21 protein-coding genes are annotated in these 22,893 nt (G+C 62.2%); 5 read left to right on the top strand and 16 right to left on the bottom strand.

Annotated features, from left to right (window positions below; all coding sequences use genetic code 11):
• Positions 1-53 precede the first annotated feature (53 nt).
• A complete protein-coding gene (locus tag HWE01_RS02885) occupies positions 54-1,973 on the top strand; it encodes an ATP-binding cassette domain-containing protein (protein ID WP_175344495.1) in 1,920 nt (639 codons plus the stop codon).
• 15 nt (positions 1,974-1,988) lie between these two features.
• Here HWE01_RS02885 and HWE01_RS02880 read toward each other — a convergent pair whose 3' ends face one another.
• Positions 1,989-2,837, bottom strand: a complete 849-nt coding sequence (locus HWE01_RS02880) for a SirB1 family protein (protein WP_034350500.1) — start codon at positions 2,835-2,837, stop codon at positions 1,989-1,991.
• Between the two features lie 111 nt (positions 2,838-2,948).
• Entirely contained in the window at positions 2,949-4,502 is a 1,554-nt protein-coding gene (murJ, locus tag HWE01_RS02875) for a murein biosynthesis integral membrane protein MurJ (protein ID WP_241821046.1), read from the bottom strand.
• 402 nt (positions 4,503-4,904) lie between these two features.
• On the opposite strand from murJ, the gene rpsT reads away from it, so the two are divergent.
• Positions 4,905-5,171 (top strand): 30S ribosomal protein S20, encoded by a 267-nt coding sequence (gene rpsT, locus HWE01_RS02870; RefSeq protein ID WP_006463174.1) that lies wholly within the window; start codon positions 4,905-4,907, stop codon positions 5,169-5,171.
• Between the two features lie 178 nt (positions 5,172-5,349).
• Here rpsT and HWE01_RS02865 read toward each other — a convergent pair whose 3' ends face one another.
• The 3 genes from HWE01_RS02865 to HWE01_RS02855 all read right to left on the bottom strand — a co-directional run bounded on the left by HWE01_RS02865 (position 5,350) and on the right by HWE01_RS02855 (position 6,918).
• Entirely contained in the window at positions 5,350-5,814 is a 465-nt protein-coding gene (locus HWE01_RS02865) for a DUF192 domain-containing protein (protein ID WP_241821045.1), read from the bottom strand.
• Between the two features lie 162 nt (positions 5,815-5,976).
• Entirely contained in the window at positions 5,977-6,147 is a 171-nt protein-coding gene (locus HWE01_RS02860) for a hypothetical protein (protein ID WP_006463172.1), read from the bottom strand.
• A gap of 210 nt (positions 6,148-6,357) precedes the next feature.
• Positions 6,358-6,918, bottom strand: coding sequence for a pseudouridine synthase (locus HWE01_RS02855; RefSeq protein ID WP_008326861.1), 561 nt, complete (start codon positions 6,916-6,918; stop codon positions 6,358-6,360).
• A 237-nt stretch (positions 6,919-7,155) separates the two neighbouring features.
• Between HWE01_RS02855 and icd the strand changes: the two genes are divergently transcribed.
• Complete coding sequence (gene icd / locus HWE01_RS02850) at positions 7,156-8,412, top strand: NADP-dependent isocitrate dehydrogenase (protein WP_175344499.1); 1,257 nt, start codon at positions 7,156-7,158, stop codon at positions 8,410-8,412.
• 165 nt (positions 8,413-8,577) lie between these two features.
• Here icd and cspE read toward each other — a convergent pair whose 3' ends face one another.
• Entirely contained in the window at positions 8,578-8,784 is a 207-nt protein-coding gene (gene cspE / locus HWE01_RS02845) for a transcription antiterminator/RNA stability regulator CspE (protein ID WP_006463169.1), read from the bottom strand.
• 338 nt (positions 8,785-9,122) lie between these two features.
• Between cspE and clpS the strand changes: the two genes are divergently transcribed.
• Both clpS and clpA read left to right on the top strand, forming a co-directional pair.
• Positions 9,123-9,437, top strand: a complete 315-nt coding sequence (gene clpS / locus HWE01_RS02840) for an ATP-dependent Clp protease adapter ClpS (RefSeq protein ID WP_013233417.1) — start codon at positions 9,123-9,125, stop codon at positions 9,435-9,437.
• Entirely contained in the window at positions 9,434-11,737 is a 2,304-nt protein-coding gene (clpA, locus tag HWE01_RS02835) for an ATP-dependent Clp protease ATP-binding subunit ClpA (RefSeq protein WP_008326864.1), read from the top strand. The genes clpS and clpA overlap by 4 nt, the downstream gene beginning before the upstream one ends.
• 143 nt (positions 11,738-11,880) lie before the next feature.
• Here the strand turns inward: clpA and HWE01_RS02830 are convergent, their stop codons facing one another.
• The 10 genes from HWE01_RS02830 to HWE01_RS02785 form a co-directional block, all read right to left on the bottom strand.
• On the bottom strand, positions 11,881-12,972 hold the full coding sequence (locus HWE01_RS02830; protein WP_241821044.1) for a M48 family metallopeptidase: 1,092 nt from the start codon (positions 12,970-12,972) through the stop codon (positions 11,881-11,883).
• A gap of 11 nt (positions 12,973-12,983) precedes the next feature.
• Positions 12,984-13,433, bottom strand: a complete 450-nt coding sequence (gene dut, locus HWE01_RS02825; protein ID WP_008326876.1) for a dUTP diphosphatase — start codon at positions 13,431-13,433, stop codon at positions 12,984-12,986.
• Positions 13,434-13,504: 71 nt separating this feature from the next.
• Positions 13,505-14,701 (bottom strand): bifunctional phosphopantothenoylcysteine decarboxylase/phosphopantothenate--cysteine ligase CoaBC, encoded by a 1,197-nt coding sequence (gene coaBC, locus HWE01_RS02820; protein ID WP_241821043.1) that lies wholly within the window; start codon positions 14,699-14,701, stop codon positions 13,505-13,507.
• Between the two features lie 62 nt (positions 14,702-14,763).
• Positions 14,764-15,279, bottom strand: coding sequence for a signal peptidase II (gene lspA, locus HWE01_RS02815; RefSeq protein ID WP_008326883.1), 516 nt, complete (start codon positions 15,277-15,279; stop codon positions 14,764-14,766).
• A 74-nt stretch (positions 15,280-15,353) separates the two neighbouring features.
• Entirely contained in the window at positions 15,354-18,248 is a 2,895-nt protein-coding gene (gene ileS / locus HWE01_RS02810; RefSeq protein ID WP_241821042.1) for an isoleucine--tRNA ligase, read from the bottom strand.
• 123 nt (positions 18,249-18,371) lie between these two features.
• Positions 18,372-19,349 carry a bifunctional riboflavin kinase/FAD synthetase gene (locus HWE01_RS02805; RefSeq protein WP_241821041.1) on the bottom strand — a complete coding sequence of 326 codons (978 nt, stop codon included), beginning with the start codon at positions 19,347-19,349 and terminating at the stop codon, positions 18,372-18,374.
• Positions 19,350-19,533: 184 nt separating this feature from the next.
• On the bottom strand, positions 19,534-20,235 hold the full coding sequence (locus HWE01_RS02800; protein ID WP_008326886.1) for a GntR family transcriptional regulator: 702 nt from the start codon (positions 20,233-20,235) through the stop codon (positions 19,534-19,536).
• 34 nt (positions 20,236-20,269) lie between these two features.
• Positions 20,270-20,647: an oxalurate catabolism protein HpxZ gene (gene hpxZ / locus HWE01_RS02795; protein ID WP_008326892.1), complete on the bottom strand. Its 378-nt coding sequence runs from the start codon at positions 20,645-20,647 to the stop codon at positions 20,270-20,272.
• On the bottom strand, positions 20,644-21,327 hold the full coding sequence (locus tag HWE01_RS02790) for a cysteine hydrolase family protein (RefSeq protein ID WP_008326894.1): 684 nt from the start codon (positions 21,325-21,327) through the stop codon (positions 20,644-20,646). Before HWE01_RS02790 ends, hpxZ begins: the two co-directional genes overlap by 4 nt.
• Positions 21,324-22,892: an ABC transporter ATP-binding protein gene (locus HWE01_RS02785; protein WP_008326896.1), complete on the bottom strand. Its 1,569-nt coding sequence runs from the start codon at positions 22,890-22,892 to the stop codon at positions 21,324-21,326. Before HWE01_RS02785 ends, HWE01_RS02790 begins: the two co-directional genes overlap by 4 nt.
• Position 22,893 lies beyond the last annotated feature (1 nt).

Here is a 22,893-nt window from a genome sequence, read left to right as displayed (position 1 = left end):
TGCTTTCATCCTGCGCGGCCCTGGCCGTCGCATTCACGCAGATCACGCACGCTATGGCAGTCATTTCCCTCTCCGACGCACAACTGGCCTTCGGCCACGTCGCCCTTCTGGATCACGCCGAATTCTCGCTGGAGACCGGCGAACGCATCGGCCTGATCGGCCGCAACGGCACCGGCAAGTCCTCGCTGCTCAAGATCATCGCGGGGCGCTCCAAGCTCGATGATGGTTTGCTGGTGATGCAGCAGAACCTGAAAATAGCCTATGTCGATCAAGAGCCGCACTTCCCGGAAGAGATGAGCGTCTTTGACGCCGTGGCCTCGGGCCTGGGCGAGCTGCCGGCGCTGCTGGCCGAATATGAAGCCATCACCGGCCAGTTCGGCGGTGACAACGACGATGCCCTGCTGGAGCGCATGCACCAGATCCAGACCGTGCTGGATGCGGCCGATGCCTGGTCCATCGGCAACAAGGTCGAGACCACGCTGGACAAGCTGAACCTGAACCGCGAGGCCCGCATCGGCGAGCTCTCCGGCGGCATGAAGAAGCGCGTGGCGCTGGCCTGCGGGCTGGTGGGCAATCCTGACGTGCTGCTGCTGGACGAACCGACCAACCACCTCGATTTCGGCTCCATTCTCTGGCTGGAAGGACTGCTGCGCGACTTCAAGGGCAGCATCCTCTTCATCACCCACGACCGCAGCTTCCTGGACAACGTCTCCACCCGCATCATCGAACTGGATCGCGGCAAGATTCTCTCCTTCCCCGGCAACTTCACCACCTACCAGGCCCGCAAGGCCGAGCTGCTGGCCAATGAGGAAGTGGAGAATGCCAAGTTCGACAAATTCCTGGCCCAGGAAGAAGTCTGGATCCGCAAGGGCGTGCAAGCCCGCCGCACCCGTGACGAAGGCCGCGTACGCCGTCTGGAAGCCCTGCGCGTGCAGCGCAGCGAGCGCCGCGAACGACAGGGTCAGGTCAAGCTGGAAGTGGGTACCGGTGAGCGTTCCGGCAAGATCGTGGCGGAACTGGAGAATGTGAACAAGGCCTACGGTCCCAAGACCATCGTGCGCGACTTCAGCACCATCCTCATGCGCGGCGACAAGGTCGGCCTGATCGGCCAGAACGGCGCGGGCAAGACCACGCTGTTGAAGCTGATCCTGGGCGAGGAGGCGCCCGACAGCGGCACCGTCAAGCAGGGCACCAAGATGCAGGTGGCGTATTTCGATCAGATGCGCGCGCAATTGAATGAAGAAACCACCCTGGCCGACACCATCGCCCCGGGCAGTGACTGGGTGGAAGTCAACGGCCAGCGCAAGCACGTGATGACCTATTTGTCGGACTTCCTGTTCGCGCCCGAACGCGCGCGCTCGCCGGTGCGCACGCTTTCCGGGGGCGAGCGCAACCGCCTGCTGCTGGCGCGCCTGTTCGCCAAGCCGGCCAACGTGCTGGTGCTGGACGAACCGACCAACGACCTCGACATCGATACGCTCGAACTGCTGGAAGAATTGCTGGAAGAGTATGAAGGCACGGTCTTCCTGGTCAGCCACGACCGCATGTTCCTGGACAACGTGGTCACGCAGGTGATCGCCTCCGAAGGCAATGGCCTCTGGCGTGAATACGTGGGCGGTTACTCCGATTGGGAGCGCCAGCGTCCGGCCCAGTCAACCGCTGCTTCGAAGGCGGCTGCCAAGGCGGCCGACAAGAACGAGGTCAAGGCTGAATCGACCATGGCCGCACCCGCAGCACCGGCGCCGGCCAAGAAGAAGCTGAGCTACAAGGAACAGCGCGAGCTGGAAGAACTGCCCAAGCGCATCGCCGCGCTGGAAGCGGAACAGAAGGAACTGTCGGCGAAACTGGCCGATCCGGATCTGTACAAGAAGAGCGCCGATGAAGCCGTCAAGCTGAACCAGCGCTTCGCCGAGATCGACGAAGAACTGCTGGTGAGCCTGGAACGCTGGGAAGAAATCGAAGGCCGGCAGTAAGCCCGGCCAAGCCGATCAGCTTGGCTTGCGCAGAGCTTCGCGCAGGTCGGGCAGCATCTCGCGCAGGTTGGGCGCGTCCTCGGCATGGGGACGCAGGGCCAGGTAGGCTTCCAGGTCTTCCAGCGCCGCCTGGGCCTGGCCCAGGTTGGCGTAGGCCAGGCCACGGTCGCGCTTTTCGGTGATTTCCTCGGGCAGCAGGATCACCAGGCGCTCCTGCACATCCAGCACTTGTTGCCAGCGCTGGCCTTCCATGAAGATGGCCTTGAGGTTGCGCAGCATGCGCGCCAGGATCTCGCGCGGATGGGCCGCGCGCAGGTAGGCCGCCAAGGGCAGTTCATCACCGAAATCTTCTTCCGGCTGGTGCGCCAGATAGGGCTCCAGTCGCTCTTCCAGTTCCTGCCGCGACAGGCTGGCGCCATTCATGGGGTCCAGCACGATCTCGCCCGACTGCACCGACAGCTTCATCAGGAAATGGCCGGGGAATGACACCCCCTTCATGTCCAGCCCGATGTGCTGGGCCAGTTCGATGTAGACCACCGCCAGCGAGATGGGAATGCCGCGTCGCGTCGAGATGACGCGGTGGATGTAGCTGTTGTCGGGATCGTAGTAATTGTTGACGTTGCCGGCGAAGGCCATTTCCTGGAAGAAGAAATGGTTCAGCATGCGCAGCTTCTGGATCTGCGAGGCATCCGAGGGCAGGCGCTGCTTGAGCTTGAGCGCCAGCGTGTCGAGCGCCATCTCTTCCTCGGCAAAATCCATTTCCGGATAAAAATCCTGTCCCAGCGTCAAGGCGGATTCGAACAGCGGAATCGAATCATCCTGGCGCACCAGCGAAGCAAAATAGTCGAGGGAGGTGAGCGTCATGTCACCCATGCTATCAAAATATTGCGCGCTGCGTCAGGTCTGCCGGGAGGGGAATGAAATTTCTTGTGTCAGAGTGCGCCCGGCTTGTGATGAAGTGCTGTGCAAGCCCCTTCAGCGACGCGCGATGCGCTTGAATTCGCGCAGGCGGAAGCCCATCGCGAACAACGGTCCGAAATACGCCGCTGCACATACCATCAATACCAGCATCAGCGCGCCGATGCGCAGCAGCGGATGGGCGCGCAGCGCAACCCAGTCGAAGTGGCCGGCGCTCCATAGCGCCACGCCCGCCATTATCAGCAGCGCGCCGGTCAGGCGTACCAGGAACAGGCCCCAGCCCGGACGCGGGACATAGATCCGGCGACGGCGCAAACCGATGAACAGGCACAGGGCATTCAGACAGGCACCCAGCCCGATGGACAACGCCAGACCGGCGTGGGCGAACAGCGGCACGAAGACACTGTTCATGAGCTGGGTGGCGATCAGTACGCCCACGGCGATGATGACGGGGGTGCGGATATCCTGCTTGGCGTAGAAGCCCGGTGCCAGGATCTTCACCACGATCAGGCCGATCAGGCCCACGCCGTAGGCCACCAGCGCATGGCTGACCATGGTGACCGACAGCGCATCGAAGCGGCCATAGTGGAACAGGGTGGCCGTGAGCGGCTCGGAGAGCGTAGCCAGGCCCACGGCCGATGGCATGGCCAGCATGAAGGTCAGGCGCAGCCCCCAGTCCAGCAGGGCGGAATACTCTTCCATGTCCTCGGCGGCATGGGCGTTGGAGAGGCTGGGCAGCAGGATGGTACCCAGCGCCACGCCCAAGAGCGCCGTCGGGAATTCCATCAGGCGATCCGCATAGCTTAGCCAGGAGACGCTGCCATGCTCCAGGCGCGAGGCAATGTTGGTATTGATCATCAGGCTGATCTGCGCCGCCGAGACGGCGAAGACGGCGGGGCCCATCTTCTTCAAGACCCGTTTGACGCCTTCGTCACGCAGCCCCAGCAGCGGATTCCAGTACAGGCGCGGCAGCATGCCGATCTTGATCAGGGCCGGCACCTGGATCGCCACCTGCAGGATGCCGCCCACCAGCACGGCAAAGGCCATCGCGTAGATGGGTTGTTTCATGAAGGGTGCCACGAACAGCGCGGCGACGATGAAGGCGACATTGAGCAGCACCGAGGTGACCGCCGGAATCTTGAATTCCTTCCAGGTATTGAGGATGCCCCCGGCCAGCGCCACGAAGGCCATGAAGCCGATGTAGGGAAACATGATGCGGGTCATCAGCACCGAGGCATTGAAGGCATCGTGATCATATTGCAGGCCGGTGGCGATGAAATAGACCACCAAGGGGGTGGCGATGATACCGGCCACGCAGGTGATGAGCATGACCCACATCAGGGCCGTGGCCACGTGGTCCACCAGATGCTTGGTTTGCTCGGGACCGCGCCGGTTCTTGTATTCGGCCAGGATCGGCACGAACGCCTGCGAGAAGGCGCCCTCGGCAAAGAGCCGGCGCAGCAGGTTGGGAATGCGGAAGGCGATGTTGAAGGCGTCGGTGTAGGCGGAGGCGCCGAAGGTGCGGGCGAACAGGATTTCCCGGGCCAGCCCGGTGATGCGCGAGAGCATCGTCATGCCGGAGATGGCGGCGAGGGTTTTATGCAGATTCATGGAGAGGCATTATAGCGGTGGGCAGCGGTGCTTTTGCGGTGGTGATGTTGGCCGGCGGCGTTCATGGAGGGCGGGCGCGGCGGCAGAACCGTGTGCAGGGGCGGGGAAGGGGTGGTTTCAAGCCGATGTGAAAGAAAAGACAATGACCCCCGCGCCCGGGCCAATATAGTCGCCGCGGCGTCAGCAGGTTCGTCAACCGGTATGAATTTCTTTGCGGAAATCGGCAAGCCTGCGGCAGCATCGCAACGGATGGCATCGTGTTTACGGCAGAATTGGGGCATATGCGGACAAGTGGATTGCCTTGTTACCGGAATCTGGTTATAATCCGATGCTTTACAGAATTTGGCATCGCGAGTCCTCGGGGTTTGCGGCGCAAACGACTCTCGATTTAGGATAATTTTCATGGCAAATACCGCACAGGCACGTAAGCGTGCTCGTCAAGCAGTCAAGCAAAACGCTCACAACTCGAGCCAGCGCTCGACCCTGCGCACCGCAATCAAGGCAGTTCGCAAGGCCATCGCCGCCGGCGACAAGGCTGCAGCAACCTCCGTGTTCCAATCTTCCGTGTCGACCATCGACAGCATCGCCGACAAGAAGATCATCCACAAGAACAAGGCTGCTCGCCACAAGAGCCGTCTGGCTGCTGCCCTGAAGGCCCTGGCTGCTTAATTGCTCCGGCGCTTGAACTGAAGCGCGGCCTCGCCCGCTTCAGACTGCAGTACAAGAAAACCGCTTGAATTCAAGCGGTTTTTTGCGTTTTCGCGATGCTTCTCTACAAGCCTTGTGTTTTGTAGACGTATCGGCAGGGACGCTGTCTTGCAGTGCCGTCCCGCCGTTCCTGGCGATCTTATCGGGGCAGGCCCTCGATCCTGGCGCCTGGCTTGATGTTCTTCTGTTTGAACCAGCCCTTGTTCATCTCCAGCGCATACACCGCCGGGCGCTTGGCGCAGTGTGAGTCTAGGGTCTGTTCCTTCATTTCCTCGATGTTGATGATGACGCCTTTTTCATCCATGAAGGCGACCGACAGGGGGATCAGCGTATTCTTCATCCACATGCACACCCCGGCCGGCTGGCCGAAGAGGAATACCATGCCTTCGTTGTCGGCCATTTTCTCGCGGAACATCAGGCCTTGCTCGCGCTCGGCTTCGGTCTGGGCCACTTCGGCCTTGATCAGATAGATGCCGATATTGAGCTGGGTGGTGGGGAATCTGCGCACCTGCGGTGTTTGCGCACCGGCGCTGGAGAGGCAGCCAAGCGCCAGCAGGGCGGCGGCGCTGCGCAGGAAAAAACGGGAAAGGGAAGATTGGCGCATGTTCATTATCAGTCGTGATTCGGATCGGCCTCGGGCTGCCAAAGCCCCACAGCATAGCAGCAGCGCGACAGCCCGTGTGCGGTGTGCCTGCGGGCAGGTCGCAAACCTTGCGGACATGAAAAAAGGCAGGACGAGCCTGCCTTTTCATTGAGCGGACGCTAATTACTTAGCTTCAGCTGCCTTCTTTGCCTTCTTGGCCTTCTTTGCCTTCTTGGCCTTCTTTGCCTTCGGCGCAGCGGCTTCAGCCTTCGGTGCTTCAGGCGCGGCCGGAGCTTGTGCGAAAGCAGCAGTTGCGAACAGACCAGCGATCAGAGCGGCGATCAATTTTTTCATTTTGCGTCCTTCAATTCAACATGTTAGGGATGTGAGGCAAACGATGATTCGTGCGAATCACTGCCAATAACGAAGTGCGCGTATGAAGGTTGACACCGTTTCAGATCTTTTTTATGAACATTCCTGAAGAAGTGGGCAGGTCCGCCGGCTGAAAAACTTGTCTGATTGACTATCTTACAAGAGTTTCCCGCCGTCGGCGCGGGCGGTAGCTCAGCTCTCCAGCTCTTGCGGATCGACTTCTCGCCACTCCCCCGGCATCACCGGATGGGTAGCCAGCGAGAACGGACCTATGGCAATACGCACCAGGCGCAGCGTCGGCAGGCCGACGGCGGCCGTCATGCGGCGCACCTGGCGGTTCTTGCCTTCGCTGATGGTCAGGGCGACCCAGCTGGTGGGCTGGTGGGCGCGCTGGCGGATGGGCGGCGTACGCGGCCACATCCAGTCAGGTTGCTGGATCAGCCTTGCCTGGCCGGGCTGGGTCACGAAGTCGCCCAGGTCGAGCGGGTCGCGCAGGCGCTGCAGGGCATCCGGGGTGGCCAGACCCTCGACCTGAGCCAGATAGGTCTTGGGCTGCTTGCGGCGCGGGTGGGCAATGGCGTGTTGCAGCTTGCCGTCATCGGTGAGCAGCAGCAAGCCCTCGCTGTCGGCATCCAGTCGGCCGGCAGGGTAGATGGCGGGAATATCGAGGTAGTCAGCCAGGGTCTGACGCTCGGGATGGGCCGAGAACTGGCTCATCACGCCGAAGGGTTTGTTGAAGAGGATCAGAGGCATGCGCTAGTGTCGCAAAAAGATGGCCTTGCGTAAAATCCTGATGGATAATCAAATGATCATGTTCTATATCTTATATAAGACATTACCATTGCAATCCAGAATTTTCCCGGCTCAAAACCCGGAAATCTCTTAAAATTCCCGGCTTGTATGGCAAATCATGCAAGGTCGTCGCTGATCCTGCATGGGCGTTGCCGCTGATGCTTCCTAATGCTACCGCCTCAACCGTCGGAGACCACGATGTCGTACCAACATATCCAAGTGCCTGCAGAAGGGCGCAAGATCACCGCCAATGCCGATGACACCCTCAATGTCCCCAACAACCCGATCATCCCCTTCATCATGGGCGATGGCGTGGGCGTGGACGTCACGCCGGTGATGTTGAAGGTGGTCGATGCGGCAGTGGAGAAAGCCTACGGCGGTGCGCGCAAGATCCACTGGATGGAAATCTATGCGGGCGAGAAGTCGACCAGGCTGTATGGCCAGGATGTCTGGCTGCCCGAGGAAACCCTGGACGTACTCAAGGAGTACCTGGTCTCGATCAAGGGGCCGCTGTCGACCCCGGTCGGTGGTGGCATCCGTTCGCTCAACGTGACCATGCGCCAGCAGCTGGACCTGTATGTCTGCCTGCGTCCGGTGCGCTACTTCAAGGGCGTGCCTTCGCCGTTGCGCGAACCGGAGAAGACCGACATGGTGATCTTCCGCGAGAATTCCGAAGACATCTACGCCGGTATCGAATGGCAGGCCGGTACGCCCGAAGTGAAGAAGCTCATCGAGTTGCTGACGCGCGAAATGGGCGTCAAGAAACTGCGCTTCCCCGAGACCTCGGCCCTGGGCATCAAGCCGGTCTCGCGCGAAGGCACCGAGCGCCTGGTGCGCAAGGCCATCCAGTATGCGATTGACCACGACAAGCCCTCGGTGACGCTGGTCCACAAGGGCAACATCATGAAGTACACCGAAGGTGCCTTCCGTGACTGGGGCTATGCGCTGGCCGGCCGCGAATTCGGTGCGGAACTGATCGACGACGGCCCGTGGATGCGCCTGAAGAACCCCAAGACCGGTCGCCAGATCGTCATCAAGGATGCCATCACCGATGCCTTCTTCCAGCAGGTGCTGATGCGTCCGGCCGAATACAGCGTGATCGCCACCATGAACCTGAACGGCGACTACATCTCGGACGCGGTGGCGGCCCAGGTCGGCGGCATCGGCATCGCGCCCGGGGCCAACATGTCGGATTCGGTGGCCGTGTTCGAAGCCACCCACGGTACCGCCCCCAAGTATGCCGGCAAGGATTATGTGAACCCCGGTTCCAGCATTCTCTCGGCCGAAATGATGCTGCGCCACATGGGCTGGATCGAGGCGGCGGACCTGATCATCTCTGCCATGCAGAAGTCGGTCTCGGCCAAGCGCGTGACCTACGATTTCGCCCGCCTGCTGGAAGGGGCGACCCAGGTTTCCTGCTCCGGTTTCGGTGAAGTGATGATCGAAAACATGTAAGCCGCGCGGACTGCGTGGAGCGCATGTCCGAGCTGAAATTAATGACGAAAAAACAACAAACAGCCGGCTTGCGTCGGCTGTTTTTTTTGCGTTACAGCGGGAGGGTGGATTTGGCGCCCAATGAAAAAAGCCCCGCGATTGCGGGGCTTTTAGAGAAACCGGGGTTTAAGCGGCGTTCTGGATGTTCGATGCTTGCTTGCCCTTGGGGCCTTGCGTGACGTCAAACTGGACTTTTTGACCTTCTTTCAGGGTCTTGAAGCCGTTCATCTGGATTGCGGAGAAATGGGCGAACAGATCTTCGCCGCCGTCATCCGGAGTGATAAAGCCAAAGCCTTTGGAATCATTGAACCACTTGACAGTACCTGTTGCCATAAAAGCATCTTTCAAAAATAACTATCACACGAGCCGTCAAAGCAAGAAGCATCGCGCGTCACGCAGCCCCCCTTAAACCGTGCCCCCTTTCGTATCGACGAGTTGTTACATTTAGTAACTACTAATCAATGAATTCCATTGTTCTCGGTCGAAATCCAAAAGTCAAGCAGTTTTCATGTTCTGCTTTGTGGTCCTGTTTGAGTGATGGGGAAAGAAACCCTTGATTTAGGATAAATCATCGTCATCTGCGCAAGGTCCGGAAAACAAGTAATATCTATCTCATCTAGAGGTTACGAGATCATTGTGCGTTGCACAGCTTTTGATGGTCCAATAAACGCATGGCAACCAAGCACGAAAATGATGGCGGTACAGTTCTGGAACGGCAAGAGTCCAAGCTCAAGCCGCCCCCGATGTACCAGGTTTTGTTGTTGAATGATGACTATACGCCGATGGAATTCGTCGTCGCCGTCATCCAGCAGTACTTCAACAAGGACCGTGAAACCGCGACGCAGATCATGCTCAAGGTTCACCGCGATGGGAAGGGAATGTGTGGTGTGTATCCCAAAGATATCGCATCCACAAAAGTGGAACTCGTTTTAACCCACGCTCGAAAAGCAGGGCACCCCCTGCAATGCGTGATGGAGGAAGCATGATTGCGCAGGAACTCGAAGTCAGTTTGCACATGGCCTTTGTCGAAGCCAGACAATCCCGTCATGAATTCATTACCGTGGAACACTTGCTGCTGGCGCTGCTGGATAATCCCTCCGCCGCAGAAGTGCTGCGCGCCTGCTCGGTGAACATTGACGATCTGCGCAAGACGCTGACCAATTTCATCACCGACAACACGCCCACGGTGCCCGGCACCAATGAGGTGGATACCCAGCCCACGCTGGGCTTCCAGCGCGTGATCCAGCGCGCCATCATGCACGTGCAGTCGGCTTCCAACGGCAAGAAGGAAGTCACCGGCGCCAACGTGCTGGTGGCCATCTTCGGCGAGAAGGATTCGCACGCGGTCTACTACCTGCACCAGCAGGGCGTGACCCGTCTGGACGTGGTCAACTTCATCTCGCACGGCGTGCGCAAGGATCAGCAGGCCGACCCGCAGAAGGCCCCGGAAGGTGCGGAAGACGTGCAGGCCGAAGGCCAGCAGAAGGAAAGCCCGCTGGATCAGTTCACCCAGAACCTGAACAAGGCCGCCGCCGAAGGCAAGATCGATCCGCTGATCGGTCGCGAGTCCGAAGTCGAGCGCGTCATCCAAACGCTCTGCCGCCGCCGCAAGAACAATCCGCTGCTGGTGGGAGAAGCCGGCGTGGGCAAGACCGCCATCGCCGAAGGCCTGGCCTGGCGCGTGACGCAAGGCGACGTGCCCGAGATCCTCAAGAATGCCGTCGTCTATTCGCTGGACATGGGCGCGCTGCTGGCTGGTACCAAGTACCGCGGCGACTTCGAGCAGCGCCTCAAGGCCGTGTTGAAGCAATTGAAGGACAGCCCCAACGGCATCCTCTTCATCGATGAAATCCATACCATCATCGGTGCGGGGTCGGCTTCGGGTGGCACGCTGGATGCGTCCAACCTGTTGAAGCCTGCGCTGTCGAGCGGACAGTTGAAGTGCATCGGCGCGACCACCTATACCGAATTCCGTGGCGTCTTCGAGAAGGACCACGCGCTGTCGCGTCGCTTCCAGAAGATCGATGTGAACGAACCGACCGTGGAGCAGACCGTGCAGATCCTGCGCGGCCTGAAGTCCAAGTTCGAGGAACACCACGGTGTGAAGTATTCTGCTTCGGCGCTGACCTCGGCGGCAGAACTGGCGGCACGCTTCATCAATGACCGTCACCTGCCTGACAAGGCCATCGACGTGATCGACGAAGCCGGTGCCGCCCAGCGCATCCTGCCCAAGTCCAAGCAGAAGAAGACCATTGGCAAGCCGGAAATCGAGGAAATCATTTCCAAGATCGCCCGCATCCCGCCGCAGTCGGTCAACCAGGACGACCGCGCCAAGCTGCAGACCATCGAGCGTGATCTGAAGAACGTGGTGTTCGGCCAGGACCCGGCCATCGAAGCACTGGCCTCGGCCATCAAGATGGCACGTGCCGGCCTGGGCAAGACTGACAAGCCGATCGGCTCCTTCCTGTTCTCCGGTCCAACCGGCGTGGGCAAGACCGAAGTGGCCAAGCAGCTGGCCTTCATCCTCGGTATCGAGCTGGTGCGTTTCGACATGTCCGAGTACATGGAACGTCACGCCGTGAGTCGCCTGATCGGCGCGCCCCCGGGCTATGTCGGTTTCGACCAGGGCGGTCTCCTGACCGAAGCCGTCAACAAGAAGCCGCATGCCGTGCTGTTGCTCGATGAAATCGAGAAGGCACACCCCGACATCTTCAACATCCTGTTGCAGGTGATGGACCATGGCACGCTGACCGACAACAACGGCCGCAAGACCGACTTCCGCAACGTGATCATCATCATGACCACCAATGCGGGGGCCGAGAGCCTGCAGAAGCGCACCATCGGCTTTACCGAGAAGAAGGAAGCCGGCGACGAAATGGCGGACATCAAGCGCATGTTCACCCCGGAGTTCCGCAACCGTCTGGATGCCATCATCAGCTTCCGCCCGCTGGACGAGGAAATCATCCTGCGCGTGGTCGACAAGTTCCTCATGCAGCTGGAAGAGCAGCTGCACGAGAAGAAGGTGGAAGCCGTCTTCTCCGACAGCCTGCGCAAGTTCCTGGGCAAGAAGGGCTTCGATCCGCTGATGGGTGCACGTCCGATGTCGCGCCTGATCCAGGACCTGATCCGCAAGGCGCTGGCCGACGAACTGCTGTTCGGCAAGCTGGTCAGCGGTGGCCGTGTGACGGTGGAGATGGACGACAAGGATCAGATCAAGCTGGACTTCCCCGAAGGCGACGATTCGTCTCCGCCGGAAGAACCGCAAGAGAAGCTCGAAGTCGAATAAGCCACATCAGGCAAGCCATCAAGGCCACGTCGGGAAACCGGCGTGGCCTTTGTTTTGCAGAGAGCTTCATTTTCGAGAAGCAAACAAAAACGGCGCGGTCTTCACCGCGCCGTCTTCACTTCAAATACTTCATATCACCATTTTTACGGCACCAGCGGCTTGCCCGCCTCCTGCTTGGCCTTGACGATCTGCGTGACCTTTTCGATCATCGCCAGGCGATAGGTCGTAGAGGGATGCAGCGCCGTATAGCCATTGGGCACGCTGGCCGGAACCTGGTCAGCCAGGCGCTTCCAGAAGGCCGGCACGTTGTCGATGTTGTAGCCGGCGCGCGCCAGCAGGTACAGCGAGAGCGTATCGGCCGCGGCATCCAGATCCTGCGGATAGACGCGGATGCCGGCCGTGCCGACAGTCATGGTCGGGTCAGGATGCGGCAGCAGCAGGTTGTCGATCACTTCGGCGATGGTCGAGACCATGCGCTGGCGGATGGCGTGACCGAGGATGTTGTGCGCCATTTCCTTGGCGATCAGGTAGGCCAGTTCATCATCGGACTGGGTGAACCTGAGCATGCCGCGCGTGATGAGCACGCGGCGGCCATCAGCGTAGGTGTTGACGTTGTCGGCATTGCCCAGCTCGATGCTGAAGGCGCAGGCGTAGGTCAGCGGGACGCTGACGATGCTGTTCTGGCCATTGCGCTGGATGCCCAGTGCAATGGGCGCCTTCTTGACCACCAGCGGGCTGAGCAGCACGGCCGCCTGGCGTTCGGCATCCGTGCCTTGCGGCATGGGCTTGCCAGCCACCGATATCAGTACGTCGCCACGCTGGATGCCAGCCTGCTCGGCGCCGCTGCCGGGCAGCACGCCGGTCACCTGGAGGCGGTCGTCATAGCCCAGGCTGCGTGCGGTATCGGCAAATTCGATGGGGAAGGAGTACTTGTTCTTGGCCGTGAAACCCAGCAGATTGCGGGAATTTCCCCGGCACAGCTGGGCGTTGCTGGTCAGCAGCGGCGCTGCCACGCGGTAGAGCCGGTCCTGCTGCGCGATCAGTTCGCGCAATTGCTGCTGCTGGGGATTGTCGGCTACCGGGCGCGGCGCCTGGGTGGTCGTGGTGGCCGGCTTGGACGGTGTGTCCGTGACCGGACCCGGATCCTGGGTGGCACAGGCGGCCAGCAAGGCCAGCGGTGCCAGGACGGCAAGGGTTTTCAGTTTCTGCCACTGCGGCAGGGGGGATACGAGCATGCGGTTCTCCATCAGTGTTTGCCTGTGCTGCCGAAACCACCGGCGCCGCGTTGGCTGCTGTCGAATTCATCTACCACATTGAAGCCGACCTGCAGTACCGGCACGATCACCAGCTGCGCCAGGCGTTCCATGGGGTTTAGGACAAACTCGGTACTGCCGCGGTTCCATGTCGAGATCATCAACTGCCCCTGATAGTCCGAATCGATCAGTCCGACCAGGTTGCCCAGCACGATGCCATGCTTGTGGCCCATGCCGCTGCGCGGCAGGATCACGGCGGCATAGTTCGGATCGGCCAGGTGGATCGCCAGGCCGGTGGGGATCAGATGGGTGGAACCCGGCGCCAGCGTCAGCGGCGCATCGATGCAGGCCCGCAGGTCCAGGCCGGCGCTGCCGGGGGTGGCGTAAGCGGGTAACTGGTCTTTCATGCGGGGGTCGAGGATCTTGATGTCGATGGTCTTCATGAGGCGTAATCGGATTCCAAAAAACAAAAGCGTACAAAAGACACGGCCCGCAAGACGCGGGCCGTGCACCGTCAGGCCGCCATGCGGCGCGCAATCTCGCGCACCAGCTGGCGGGCCAGGGTCTGCTTGTCCGCACGCGGCAGGGCGCTGTGGCCCTGGGCGTCGAACAGCATGAGAGCATTGTCATCCCGACCAAAGGTCTGGTGACCGATGTTGCCGACCAAGAGCGGAATGTTCTTGCGAATCCGCTTGGCCGCGCCATATTGCTCCAGATTCTCCGACTCGGCGGCAAAACCGACGCAATACGGGCGCTGGGGCAGGGCGGCCACACTGGCCAGGATGTCAGGATTCTGGACGAACTCCAGCTGCGGCGTATCGTTTTCGTCCTGTTTCTTCAGTTTCTGGTCGCTGGCATTGGCCACGCGCCAGTCAGCGACGGCCGCAACCGCCACGAACAAGTCTTTTTCCTTCACATTGCCCAAAACCGCCTCATACATCTGCCGCGCCGTCTGCACGTCCACCCGGTGCACGCCAAAAGGCGTCTGCAGCGCCGTCGGGCCCGACACCAGGGTGACATCGGCCCCGGCTTCGCGGGCGGCGCGGGCGATGGCATAACCCATCTTGCCGGAGGACAGATTGGTGATGCCGCGCACGGGGTCGATCGGCTCGAAGGTCGGCCCGGCCGTCAGCAGCACGCGGCGACCGGCCAGCACCTTGGGCTGGAAGGCGGCGACGATCTCTTCCAGCAGTTGCGCCGGCTCCAGCATGCGGCCTTCGCCGACCTCACCGCAGGCTTGCGCACCGGCGTTCGGCCCCAGCAGGAGGATGCCGTCCTCGCGGATCTGACGCACATTGCGCTGGGTGGCCGGGTTCTGCCACATTTCCACATTCATGGCCGGGGCCACCATCAGCGGTACCCGGGCCGGACGGGCCACGCACAGGGTGGAGAGCAGGTCGTCGCAATGCCCGTGGGCCAGCTTGGCGATGAAATCGGTGGAGCAGGGCACGATCACCACCGCATCGGCGTCGCGCGTGAGATTGATGTGCGGCATGTTGTTGTCCATGCGCGCATCCCACTGGTCGGTGTAGACCGGGTTGCCGGTCAGGGCCTGCATGGTGACGGCGGTCATGAAGTGCGTGGCCGCCTCGGTCATGACCACGTGCACGGCGGCGCCGGCGCGACCCAGTTCGCGCGCCAGCATGGCGGCCTTGTAGCAGGCCACGCCGCCGGTGAGGCCCAGTACGATTTTCTTGCCAGCCAGATCCATTGTTTGCTCCCGGAATGCGGCGTACCGCAGGCGTGTTCAGACGTGCGAACGGGCGGACTTGCCTACTTTTTGGAGACGCGGCGCAGTTCGTCCACGACGAACAATACCGCACCCACGCAGATCGCACTATCGGCGATGTTGAAGGCCGGCCAGTGCCAGTTGCCGACGTAGACGTCGAGGAAGTCGATCACGTGTCCATAGACCACGCGGTCAAGCACGTTGCCGATGGCACCGCCCAGGATCAGCGCCAGCGCCCAGCAGAACATGCGCTGACCGGGATGCTTGCGCAGCAGGTGGATGATGAACACCGCCGCGCCAATGCCGATGGCGGTGAACAGATAACGCTGCCAGCCACCGCTGGCGGCCAGGAAGCTGAAGGCCGCGCCCTTGTTGTAGACCAGGACCAGGTTGAAGAAACCGGTCACCGGCAGTGATTCGCCATAGTGGAACAGTTTCAGGATGGTGATCTTGGTGAGCTGGTCCAGCAGCAGCACGATGGTGGCGATGCCCAGCCAGGGCAGCAGCCCTTGGAGGGTGGACGAAGAACCGGAAGAGGAGGAGCGCTTTTTGGTTGCCATGGATGTTCTTGTTGGAGTGGGCGGCCCGCCGCCGCAGAAGGCAGCGGGCCGCTAGCAAGGCCGTCCCGCCCGGATCAGGCGAAGCGGCGCTGTTCGCCCTGGCCGAACAGGTTGCTGTAGCAGCGACCGCACAGGCCCGGATGATCGGCATGAGACCCGACATCGGCGCGATAGTGCCAGCAACGCTCACATTTCTGATGCGTCGAGGGCGTGACCACTACGGCTTCCTCTTCCACCGTCGCTACCGGGGTGACGCGGGCAGCCGAGGTGATGAGTACGAACTTGAGGTCATCGCCCAGGCTTTCCAGCAGGGCCGCCTTCTCGCCGGCGACCTTCAGTTCCACCTCGGCCTGCAGGGAAGAACCGATGCTGCCGGCGATACGCACTTCTTCCAGCTGCTTGGTGACGGCTGCGCGCACTTCATGCAGCACCGCGAACTTGGACAGCAGGGCCGCACTATCTGCCACTTCCGGCAGGGCGTAGTAGACCTGCGAGAAGATGGTTTCACCGCTGGCCTCGAAGGCCTCCTTGCCGGCGAAGAAGCGCCAGGCTTCTTCGGCCGTGAAGGACAGGATCGGTGCCATCAGGCGCAAGAGCGACTGCGTGATGTGCCACACCGCGGTCTGGGCCGAGCGTCGTGCAGCCGACTCCACGCCGCTGGTGTAGAGGCGGTCCTTGAGGATGTCCAGGTAGAAGCCGCCCAGGTCTTCCGAGCAGTACATCTGCAGCTTGGCCACCACCGGGTGGAATTCGTAGGTCTCGAAGTGCGCCAGCACCTCCGCTTGCAGGCGTGCCATGTTGGCGATGGCATAGCGGTCGATTTCCAGCATCTGCGCCACCGGCACGGCGTGCTGCGCCGGATCGAAGTCGGCAGTGTTGGCCAGCAGGAAGCGCAGGGTGTTGCGGATGCGACGGTAGGCTTCCACCACGCGTTTCAAGATTTCGTCCGAGATCGACAGCTCGCCCGAGTAATCGGTCGAGGCTACCCACAGGCGCAGGATTTCCGCGCCCAGCGAGTCCGAGACCTTCTGCGGGGCCACCACGTTGCCCTTGGACTTGGACATCTTCTTGCCTTCGCCATCGACCACGAAGCCGTGCGTGAGCAGGGCCTTGTAGGGCGCGCGGCCATTCAACATCGAGGAAGTCAAGAGCGACGAGTGGAACCAGCCACGGTGTTGGTCCGAACCTTCCAGGTAGAGGTCGGCCGGGAACTGCGACTGCTGTGCGTGCGAGCCGCGCAGCACGGTCTGGTGGGTGGTGCCGGAATCGAACCAGACGTCCAGCGTGTCGCGGTTCTTGAGGTAGTGCTCGGCGTCTTCACCCAGCAATTCCTTGGGGTCCAGTGCCTGCCAGGCTTCGATGCCGCTCTTCTCGATGCGCTGGGCGACCTGTTCGATCAGCTCCGGTGTACGCGGATGCAGTTCACCCGTTTCCTTGTGCACGAAGAAGGCCATCGGCACGCCCCACTGGCGCTGACGCGACAGCGTCCAGTCCGGACGGTTGGCGATCATGCCATGCAGGCGCGCCTTGCCCCAGCCGGGGAAGAAAGCGGTGTCCTCGATGCCTTGCAGCGCGGTCTGGCGCAGGCTGGGGCCGCCATCCTTGGGCGTGTTGTCCATGCTGGCGAACCATTGCGAGGTGGCGCGATAGATGATGGGAGTCTTGTGGCGCCAGCAGTGCATGTAGCTGTGGTCGAACATGACCAGCTTGAACAGCGAACCCACTTCATCGAGCTTGCCGCAGATGGGCTTGGAGGCTTCCCAGATGGTCAGGCCGGCAAACAGCGGCAGCCAGGAGGCATAGCGGCCATCGCCCATGACCGGGTTGAGGATGTCGTCATCCTTCATCCCGTGCGCCTTGCAGGAGACGAAGTCCTCGATACCGTAGGCCGGCGAGGAGTGCACGATGCCGGTGCCGCTGTCAGCCGTCACGTAGTCGCCCAGGAAGACCGGCGAGAGACGATCGTAGCCGGCATCGGCCTTGGCCAGCGGATGGTGGAAGCGGATCAGCGAGAGTTTCTCGCCGGTGGTGGTGGCGATGATCTGGCCTTCCAGGCCGAAGCGCTGCAGGCAGGATTCGACCAGGTCCTTGGCCAGGATCAGCAGGGTGGCTTCACCGTTGCGGGTGGTCTGCACCAGCGCGTATTCGAATTCCGGATGCACGTTCAGCGCCTGGTTGGCCGGGATGGTCCAGGGCGTGGTGGTCCAGATGACGATGTAGCCGTTGCGGGTCGGCAGCTCGGTCAGACCGAAGGCGGTGGCCACCTTGTCGTGTTCGGCAAACGGGAAGCCGACGTCGATGGCCGGATCGCGCTTGTCCTGGTATTCCACCTCGGCCTCGGCCAGGGCCGAACCGCAGTCGAAGCACCAGTTCACGGGCTTCAAGCCGCGATAGACGTAACCCTTCTCCAGGATCTTGCCGAGGGCGCGCAGCTCGTCGGCTTCGTTGGAGAAGTTCATGGTCTTGTAGGGGTTGTCCCATTCACCCAGCACACCCAGGCGGATGAAGTCGGCCTTCTGGCGCTCGATCTGCTCGCCGGCGTAGGCGCGCGCCTTGGCCTGCACCTCGGCCACCGGCAGGTTCTTGCCGAACTGCTTTTCGATCTGGATCTCGATGGGCATGCCGTGGCAATCCCAGCCCGGCACGTATTGCGCGTCGAAGCCGGCCATGTTGCGGGCCTTGACGATCATGTCCTTCAAGATCTTGTTGACCGCGTGACCGATGTGGATGTCGCCGTTGGCATACGGCGGGCCGTCATGCAGGATGAACTTGGGACGACCGGCCGAGGCCTTGCGGATGCGCTCGTAGACCTTCTTCTCCTGCCATTCCTTGACCCATTGCGGCTCGCGCTTGGCGAGGTCGCCGCGCATGGGAAAGCCGGTTTCGGTCATGTTGACCGGGTACTTGGAGGGGGCCTTGCCGGCTTTTTCCGGTTTGCCGGGTTTGGCGGAGGATTCGTTATTGGACATGACAGGACTTTCGTTGAATGCAGGTTGATTCAGGAGCCGCGCGCGCCAAGATGCGCGCTGGCGAAATGCTGGATGGGGCGGCTGGACGGTGGCCGAAGCGGGGCTCCGGCAACCGCCCAGCGATCAAATTCGGTCGGTGGCCGAGACGGCCAAGCCGGCATGTTCACGGAACCAGGCGCGGGCATTGTCCACGTCACGGGCGATGGCCGTGGTCAGCGTGGGCAGGTCGACGTACTTTTCCTCGTTGCGCAGCTTCTCGAGGAACTCCACCCGCACCAGCTTGCCGTAGCAATCGCCCTGGAAATCCAGCAAGTGGGTTTCCAGCAGCACCCGGCCACTGTCGTCCACGGTCGGACGCACGCCCAGGCTGGCCACCGCCGGCAGCGGCTGCTCGGCCAGTCCATGCACCTGCACCACGAAGATGCCCGAGAGCGCCGGACGCTTGTGGCCCACGCGCATGTTCAGCGTCGGGAAACCGATGGTGCGGCCCAGCTTCTTGCCGTGCACGACCCGGCCGCTGATGGCGTAGGGATGGCCCAGCAACTGCTGCGACAGGGTGAAATCGCCCTCGGCCAGCGCCGCGCGCACGGCCGAAGAGGAGATGCGTACACCGGCATTGGTCACCGTGGGCAGGGCATGGACCTCGAAGCCATACTGCTTGCCGGCCGCGATCAGGGTGTCGAGCGTGCCGGCGCGGCGGGCGCCGAAGCAGAAGTCGTCACCGACCATCAGCCAGCGCACGTGCAGGCCCTGGACCAGGATCTTCTCGATGAAATCCTGCGGGGAGAGGGCCGCGAAATGGCTGCCGAAATGCTCCACCACCACCCGGTCGATGCCGGAGTTGGCCAGGGCTTCGAGCTTGTCACGCAGGTTGGCGATGCGCGCCGGAGCGCGTTCGGGGGTGCCGGCCAGCTGGGCGAAGAATTCGCGTGGATGCGGTTCGAAGGTCATCACCGCCGCGTCCAGCCCCAGCTTGGCGGCGGCCTCGCGCACGCGCGCCAAGAGGGCCTGGTGGCCCAGATGCACGCCGTCGAAATTGCCGATGGTCAGCGCGCACGGGGCGCGCGATTCGGCTGTGGGAAGTCCGCGAAATACCTTCATTGAGCCGCTGGAAAGATGCGCTGTTACAAAAGCCTTCCATTATAAATGGTTTCGGCGGCTTTCCTTGATTTGGTGGCGGCTCGGCGCCGATCAAGCGGGCAGAGGCCGCGATCGAGCGCAGTTTTTCATCTTTCCGGCGGGAAAAGTTGGCAATCTTTCATGTGAAGGATTGTTCCAGGCGCTGTCAGCGGGCCAGCGCCGCTTCCGGCTCCTGGAGCTGGCGTGCCTCGGCCAGCATCCAGATGGTGATCTTTCTGACCTCCAGCTTGCTCTGCGTGATGTGGGCGCGCAGCAGGATCTGCGCTTCGGTGGCGCGGCGCTTGGCGATCAGTTGCAGGATCTTGCCGTGTTCCTCGTAGGTGGCTTCGATGCGCTTTTTCTTGAGGAAATCCAGGCGCCGCACGATGCGGATCTTTTCGGTGACTTCGGTATGCACCCGCGTCATTTCCACATTGCCGGCCGCGGCCACCAGGTTGGTGTGGAAGGCCTCGTCCAGTTCGGCCACCTTGACGGCATCGGTGTGGCGCGCTTGCGGTTCGGCCAGCCAGATGGCGTTCAACTGCTCCAGTTCGGCGCTCGGATCTTGCTGGCTGCAGAGTTTGTCCAGTGCGGCCATTTCCAGCACGATGCGCAGATCGTAGAGATTGTCGAGCCGGTCGAAGTCGATCGGGCAGACCTTCCAGCCGCGCCGGAAGCCCACTTCCAGATAGCCTTCGCGCTGCAGCCGGAACAGCGCATCGCGCAAGGGCGTGCGCGAGACGCCCTGACGCTGGGCCATCTCGGTCTCGGTGAAATTGTCGCCCGGCAGCAGGCGGAAGCTGAAGATGTCGTCCTTGATCCGGTGATAGACCTGTTCGGCGAGCGGGTTGGCGACGGTGGCGGTCATGGTGCGTGCATTCCGGTTCGATGGGGCAGGGGATTCATGCCATCAGGCTGACATGGGCGGCAACGATGCGCCAGCCTTCCTCCATGCGCACCCAGGTCTGCATCTGGCGACCGATGCGGTCCGATGTATGGTCGGTGAATTCGGTGGAGACCGTAGCATAGTCGCTGCCGAACGTGGTGACAACGGTGCGATGCAGTTTGCGCGAGGCCGGCACCGGGGTGCAGGTCTTGCGGTACTGGCGGATCGCCTCGCCGCCCAGCAGCACTTCGCCCACGCCGTAGCGCACGGTCTGCGGGTCATACCAGAACCAGCGGTCCAGCGCCGGGATGTCGTTGATGAGCAAAGCGTATTCGTAATCGGCAAAGGCTTGCTCGACCTCGGCCACGACGTGGGGCAGGTTCACTTGCATCATGGATTTTCTCCGGCGTAGGCAGCCACGGCGCCTTGCAGTTGCGCCAGCGGGGCGCGCCAGCCGACGATGCCGCCCTGGGCGGTCAGCATCTCCAGCGTGGCGCGATGGAATTCGGGGAAATAGCTGGCGCAGGCATCTTCCACCACCAGGCATTCATAGCCGCGGTCATTGGCTTCGCGCATGGAGGTCTGCACGCAGACTTCGGTGGTCACACCGGCCACCAGCAGATGGGTGATGCCGCGTTCCTGCAACTGCGTGTGCAGGTCGGTGGCGTAGAAGGCGCCCTTGCCGGGTTTGTCGATGACGATCTCGCCGGCCATGGGGGCCAGCTGCGGCAGGATCTGGTTGCCCGGTTCACCGCGCACCAGGATGCGCCCCATCGGCCCCACATCACCGATGCCCAGCGTGGGATTGCCGCGCAGGCGCTTGGCGCGCGGACAGTCAGAGAGATCGGGCAGGTGCGATTCACGCGTGTGCACCACCAGCATCTGCGTCTGGCGCGCCAGCGCGAGCAGCGCGGCCACGGTCGGCACAATGGCGCCCAGCGGTCGTACGTCATTGCCCAGCGCACTGCCGAACCCGCCTTCTTCCACGAAGTCGCGCTGCATGTCGATGACCACCAGCGCCGTGCTGCGCGGGTGGAACTGATAGGGATAGGGGAAAGCGTCGATACGGATCATGCGGCCTCGGCGTGAGCAGGTTGTTCGGCCTGGCCCGCCATCGAGCGGCCCAGGGCGGCGCGGTCCGCGCCTTGGATGGCCACGTCCTGTGCCACGTGGACGATGCGACCCTCGGTCATCACCAGGATGCGGTCGGACAGTTCCAGCAGTTCATCCAGGTCTTCGCTCACCAGCAGCACCGCTGCGCCGCGGGCGCGGGCCTGCAGCAATCGCGCGTGGATGTCGGCCACCGAGGCGAAATCCAGCCCGAAGACCGGATTGGCGACGATGAGTACGTTGGCCGCACCGTCCTGGCTTTCCTCGCCCAGTTCGCGTGCCAGCACGGCGCGCTGGACGTTGCCGCCGGAGAGCGTGCCGATGGGCCGTTCAGGCAGAGGCGGCTTGACGTTGAAGGCGGCGATCAGCGCTTGCGCCCGACGCTGCATGGCGCTGCGGTCGACCCGCCAGCCGCCGCGTTTGTAGGGAGCCACGTCGAAGTGACGCAGCGCCATGTTCTCGGCCACGCTCATGCCGGCGATGCAGGCATTGCGCAGCGGTTCTTCCGGCAGCGCGAAGACACGCAGGCGCCGCATCTGCTCACGGGTGGCGCGATAGGGCGCACCGTCCACATGGATCTCGCCCAGCAGGTGAGGCCGCTGGCCCAGCAGGGCTTCCACCAGTTCCTTCTGGCCGTTGCCGGAGATGCCGGCCAGGCCAACAATTTCCCCACGCTTCACTTGCAGCGACAGCGCCCGCACGGCAGCCACGCCGCGATCGTTGTTGACCGTCAGATTCTTCACATCGAGCCCGACGCCCGCGTCCGCTGGCACTTTCTCCCGCGCCACCGTAGCCTGCTCGGCGCGGGCATGACCCATCATCCAGTGCGCCAGTGCATCCGGCGTGGTCTGCGCAACCTGGGCGCTGCCGACCAGGCGGCCCTTGCGCAACACGGTGACGTCGTCGGCATAGGCGCTCACTTCGTGGAACTTGTGGGTAATCATCAGCACCGTCAGTTCCTGCTGGCGCGTCAGGGCGTGCATGAGTCCCAGCACCTCGTCGGCTTCCTGCGGGGTGAGCACCGAGGTCGGCTCGTCCAGGATCAGGAAGCGGCGGCGCAGATAGAGTTGCTTCAAGATTTCCAGCTTCTGCTTTTCGCCGGCGGAGAGGCTGCTGACCACCCGTTCCGGGGCCAGCTTGAAGGGCATGCGCGCCATGAATTCTTCCAGCGCCGCGCGCTCGCTGCCCCAGCGGATGCGCCAGGGCAGGTCGCCGCGCGCCAGCAGCAGGTTCTCGGCCACCGTCAAACTGGGCGCCAGCGTGAAGTGCTGGTAGACCATGCCAATGCCGAGCTGGTTGGGCACGCGTGCACTGTGGATCTCCACCTCGCGGCGATCGGCCACGATGCTGCCCTGGTCCAGCGGGCTATAGCCGACCAGTCCCTTGACCAGCGTGCTCTTGCCCGCACCGTTCTCGCCCAGCAGCGCATGGATGGTGCCGGCGCGGATCTTCAGCGATACCTCGTCGAGCGCGCGAAAGCTGCCGAAGGATTTGCCCGCATTGATGATCTCCAGCTCCAGGGCGTGCATG

It is taken from the genome of Herbaspirillum sp. C7C8, assembly GCF_022627875.1.
In the GTDB taxonomy this organism is placed as follows: domain Bacteria; phylum Pseudomonadota; class Gammaproteobacteria; order Burkholderiales; family Burkholderiaceae_D; genus Herbaspirillum.
Note: the sequence above shows the minus strand (reverse complement) of the source record. Positions and strands in the feature narration are given on the sequence as shown.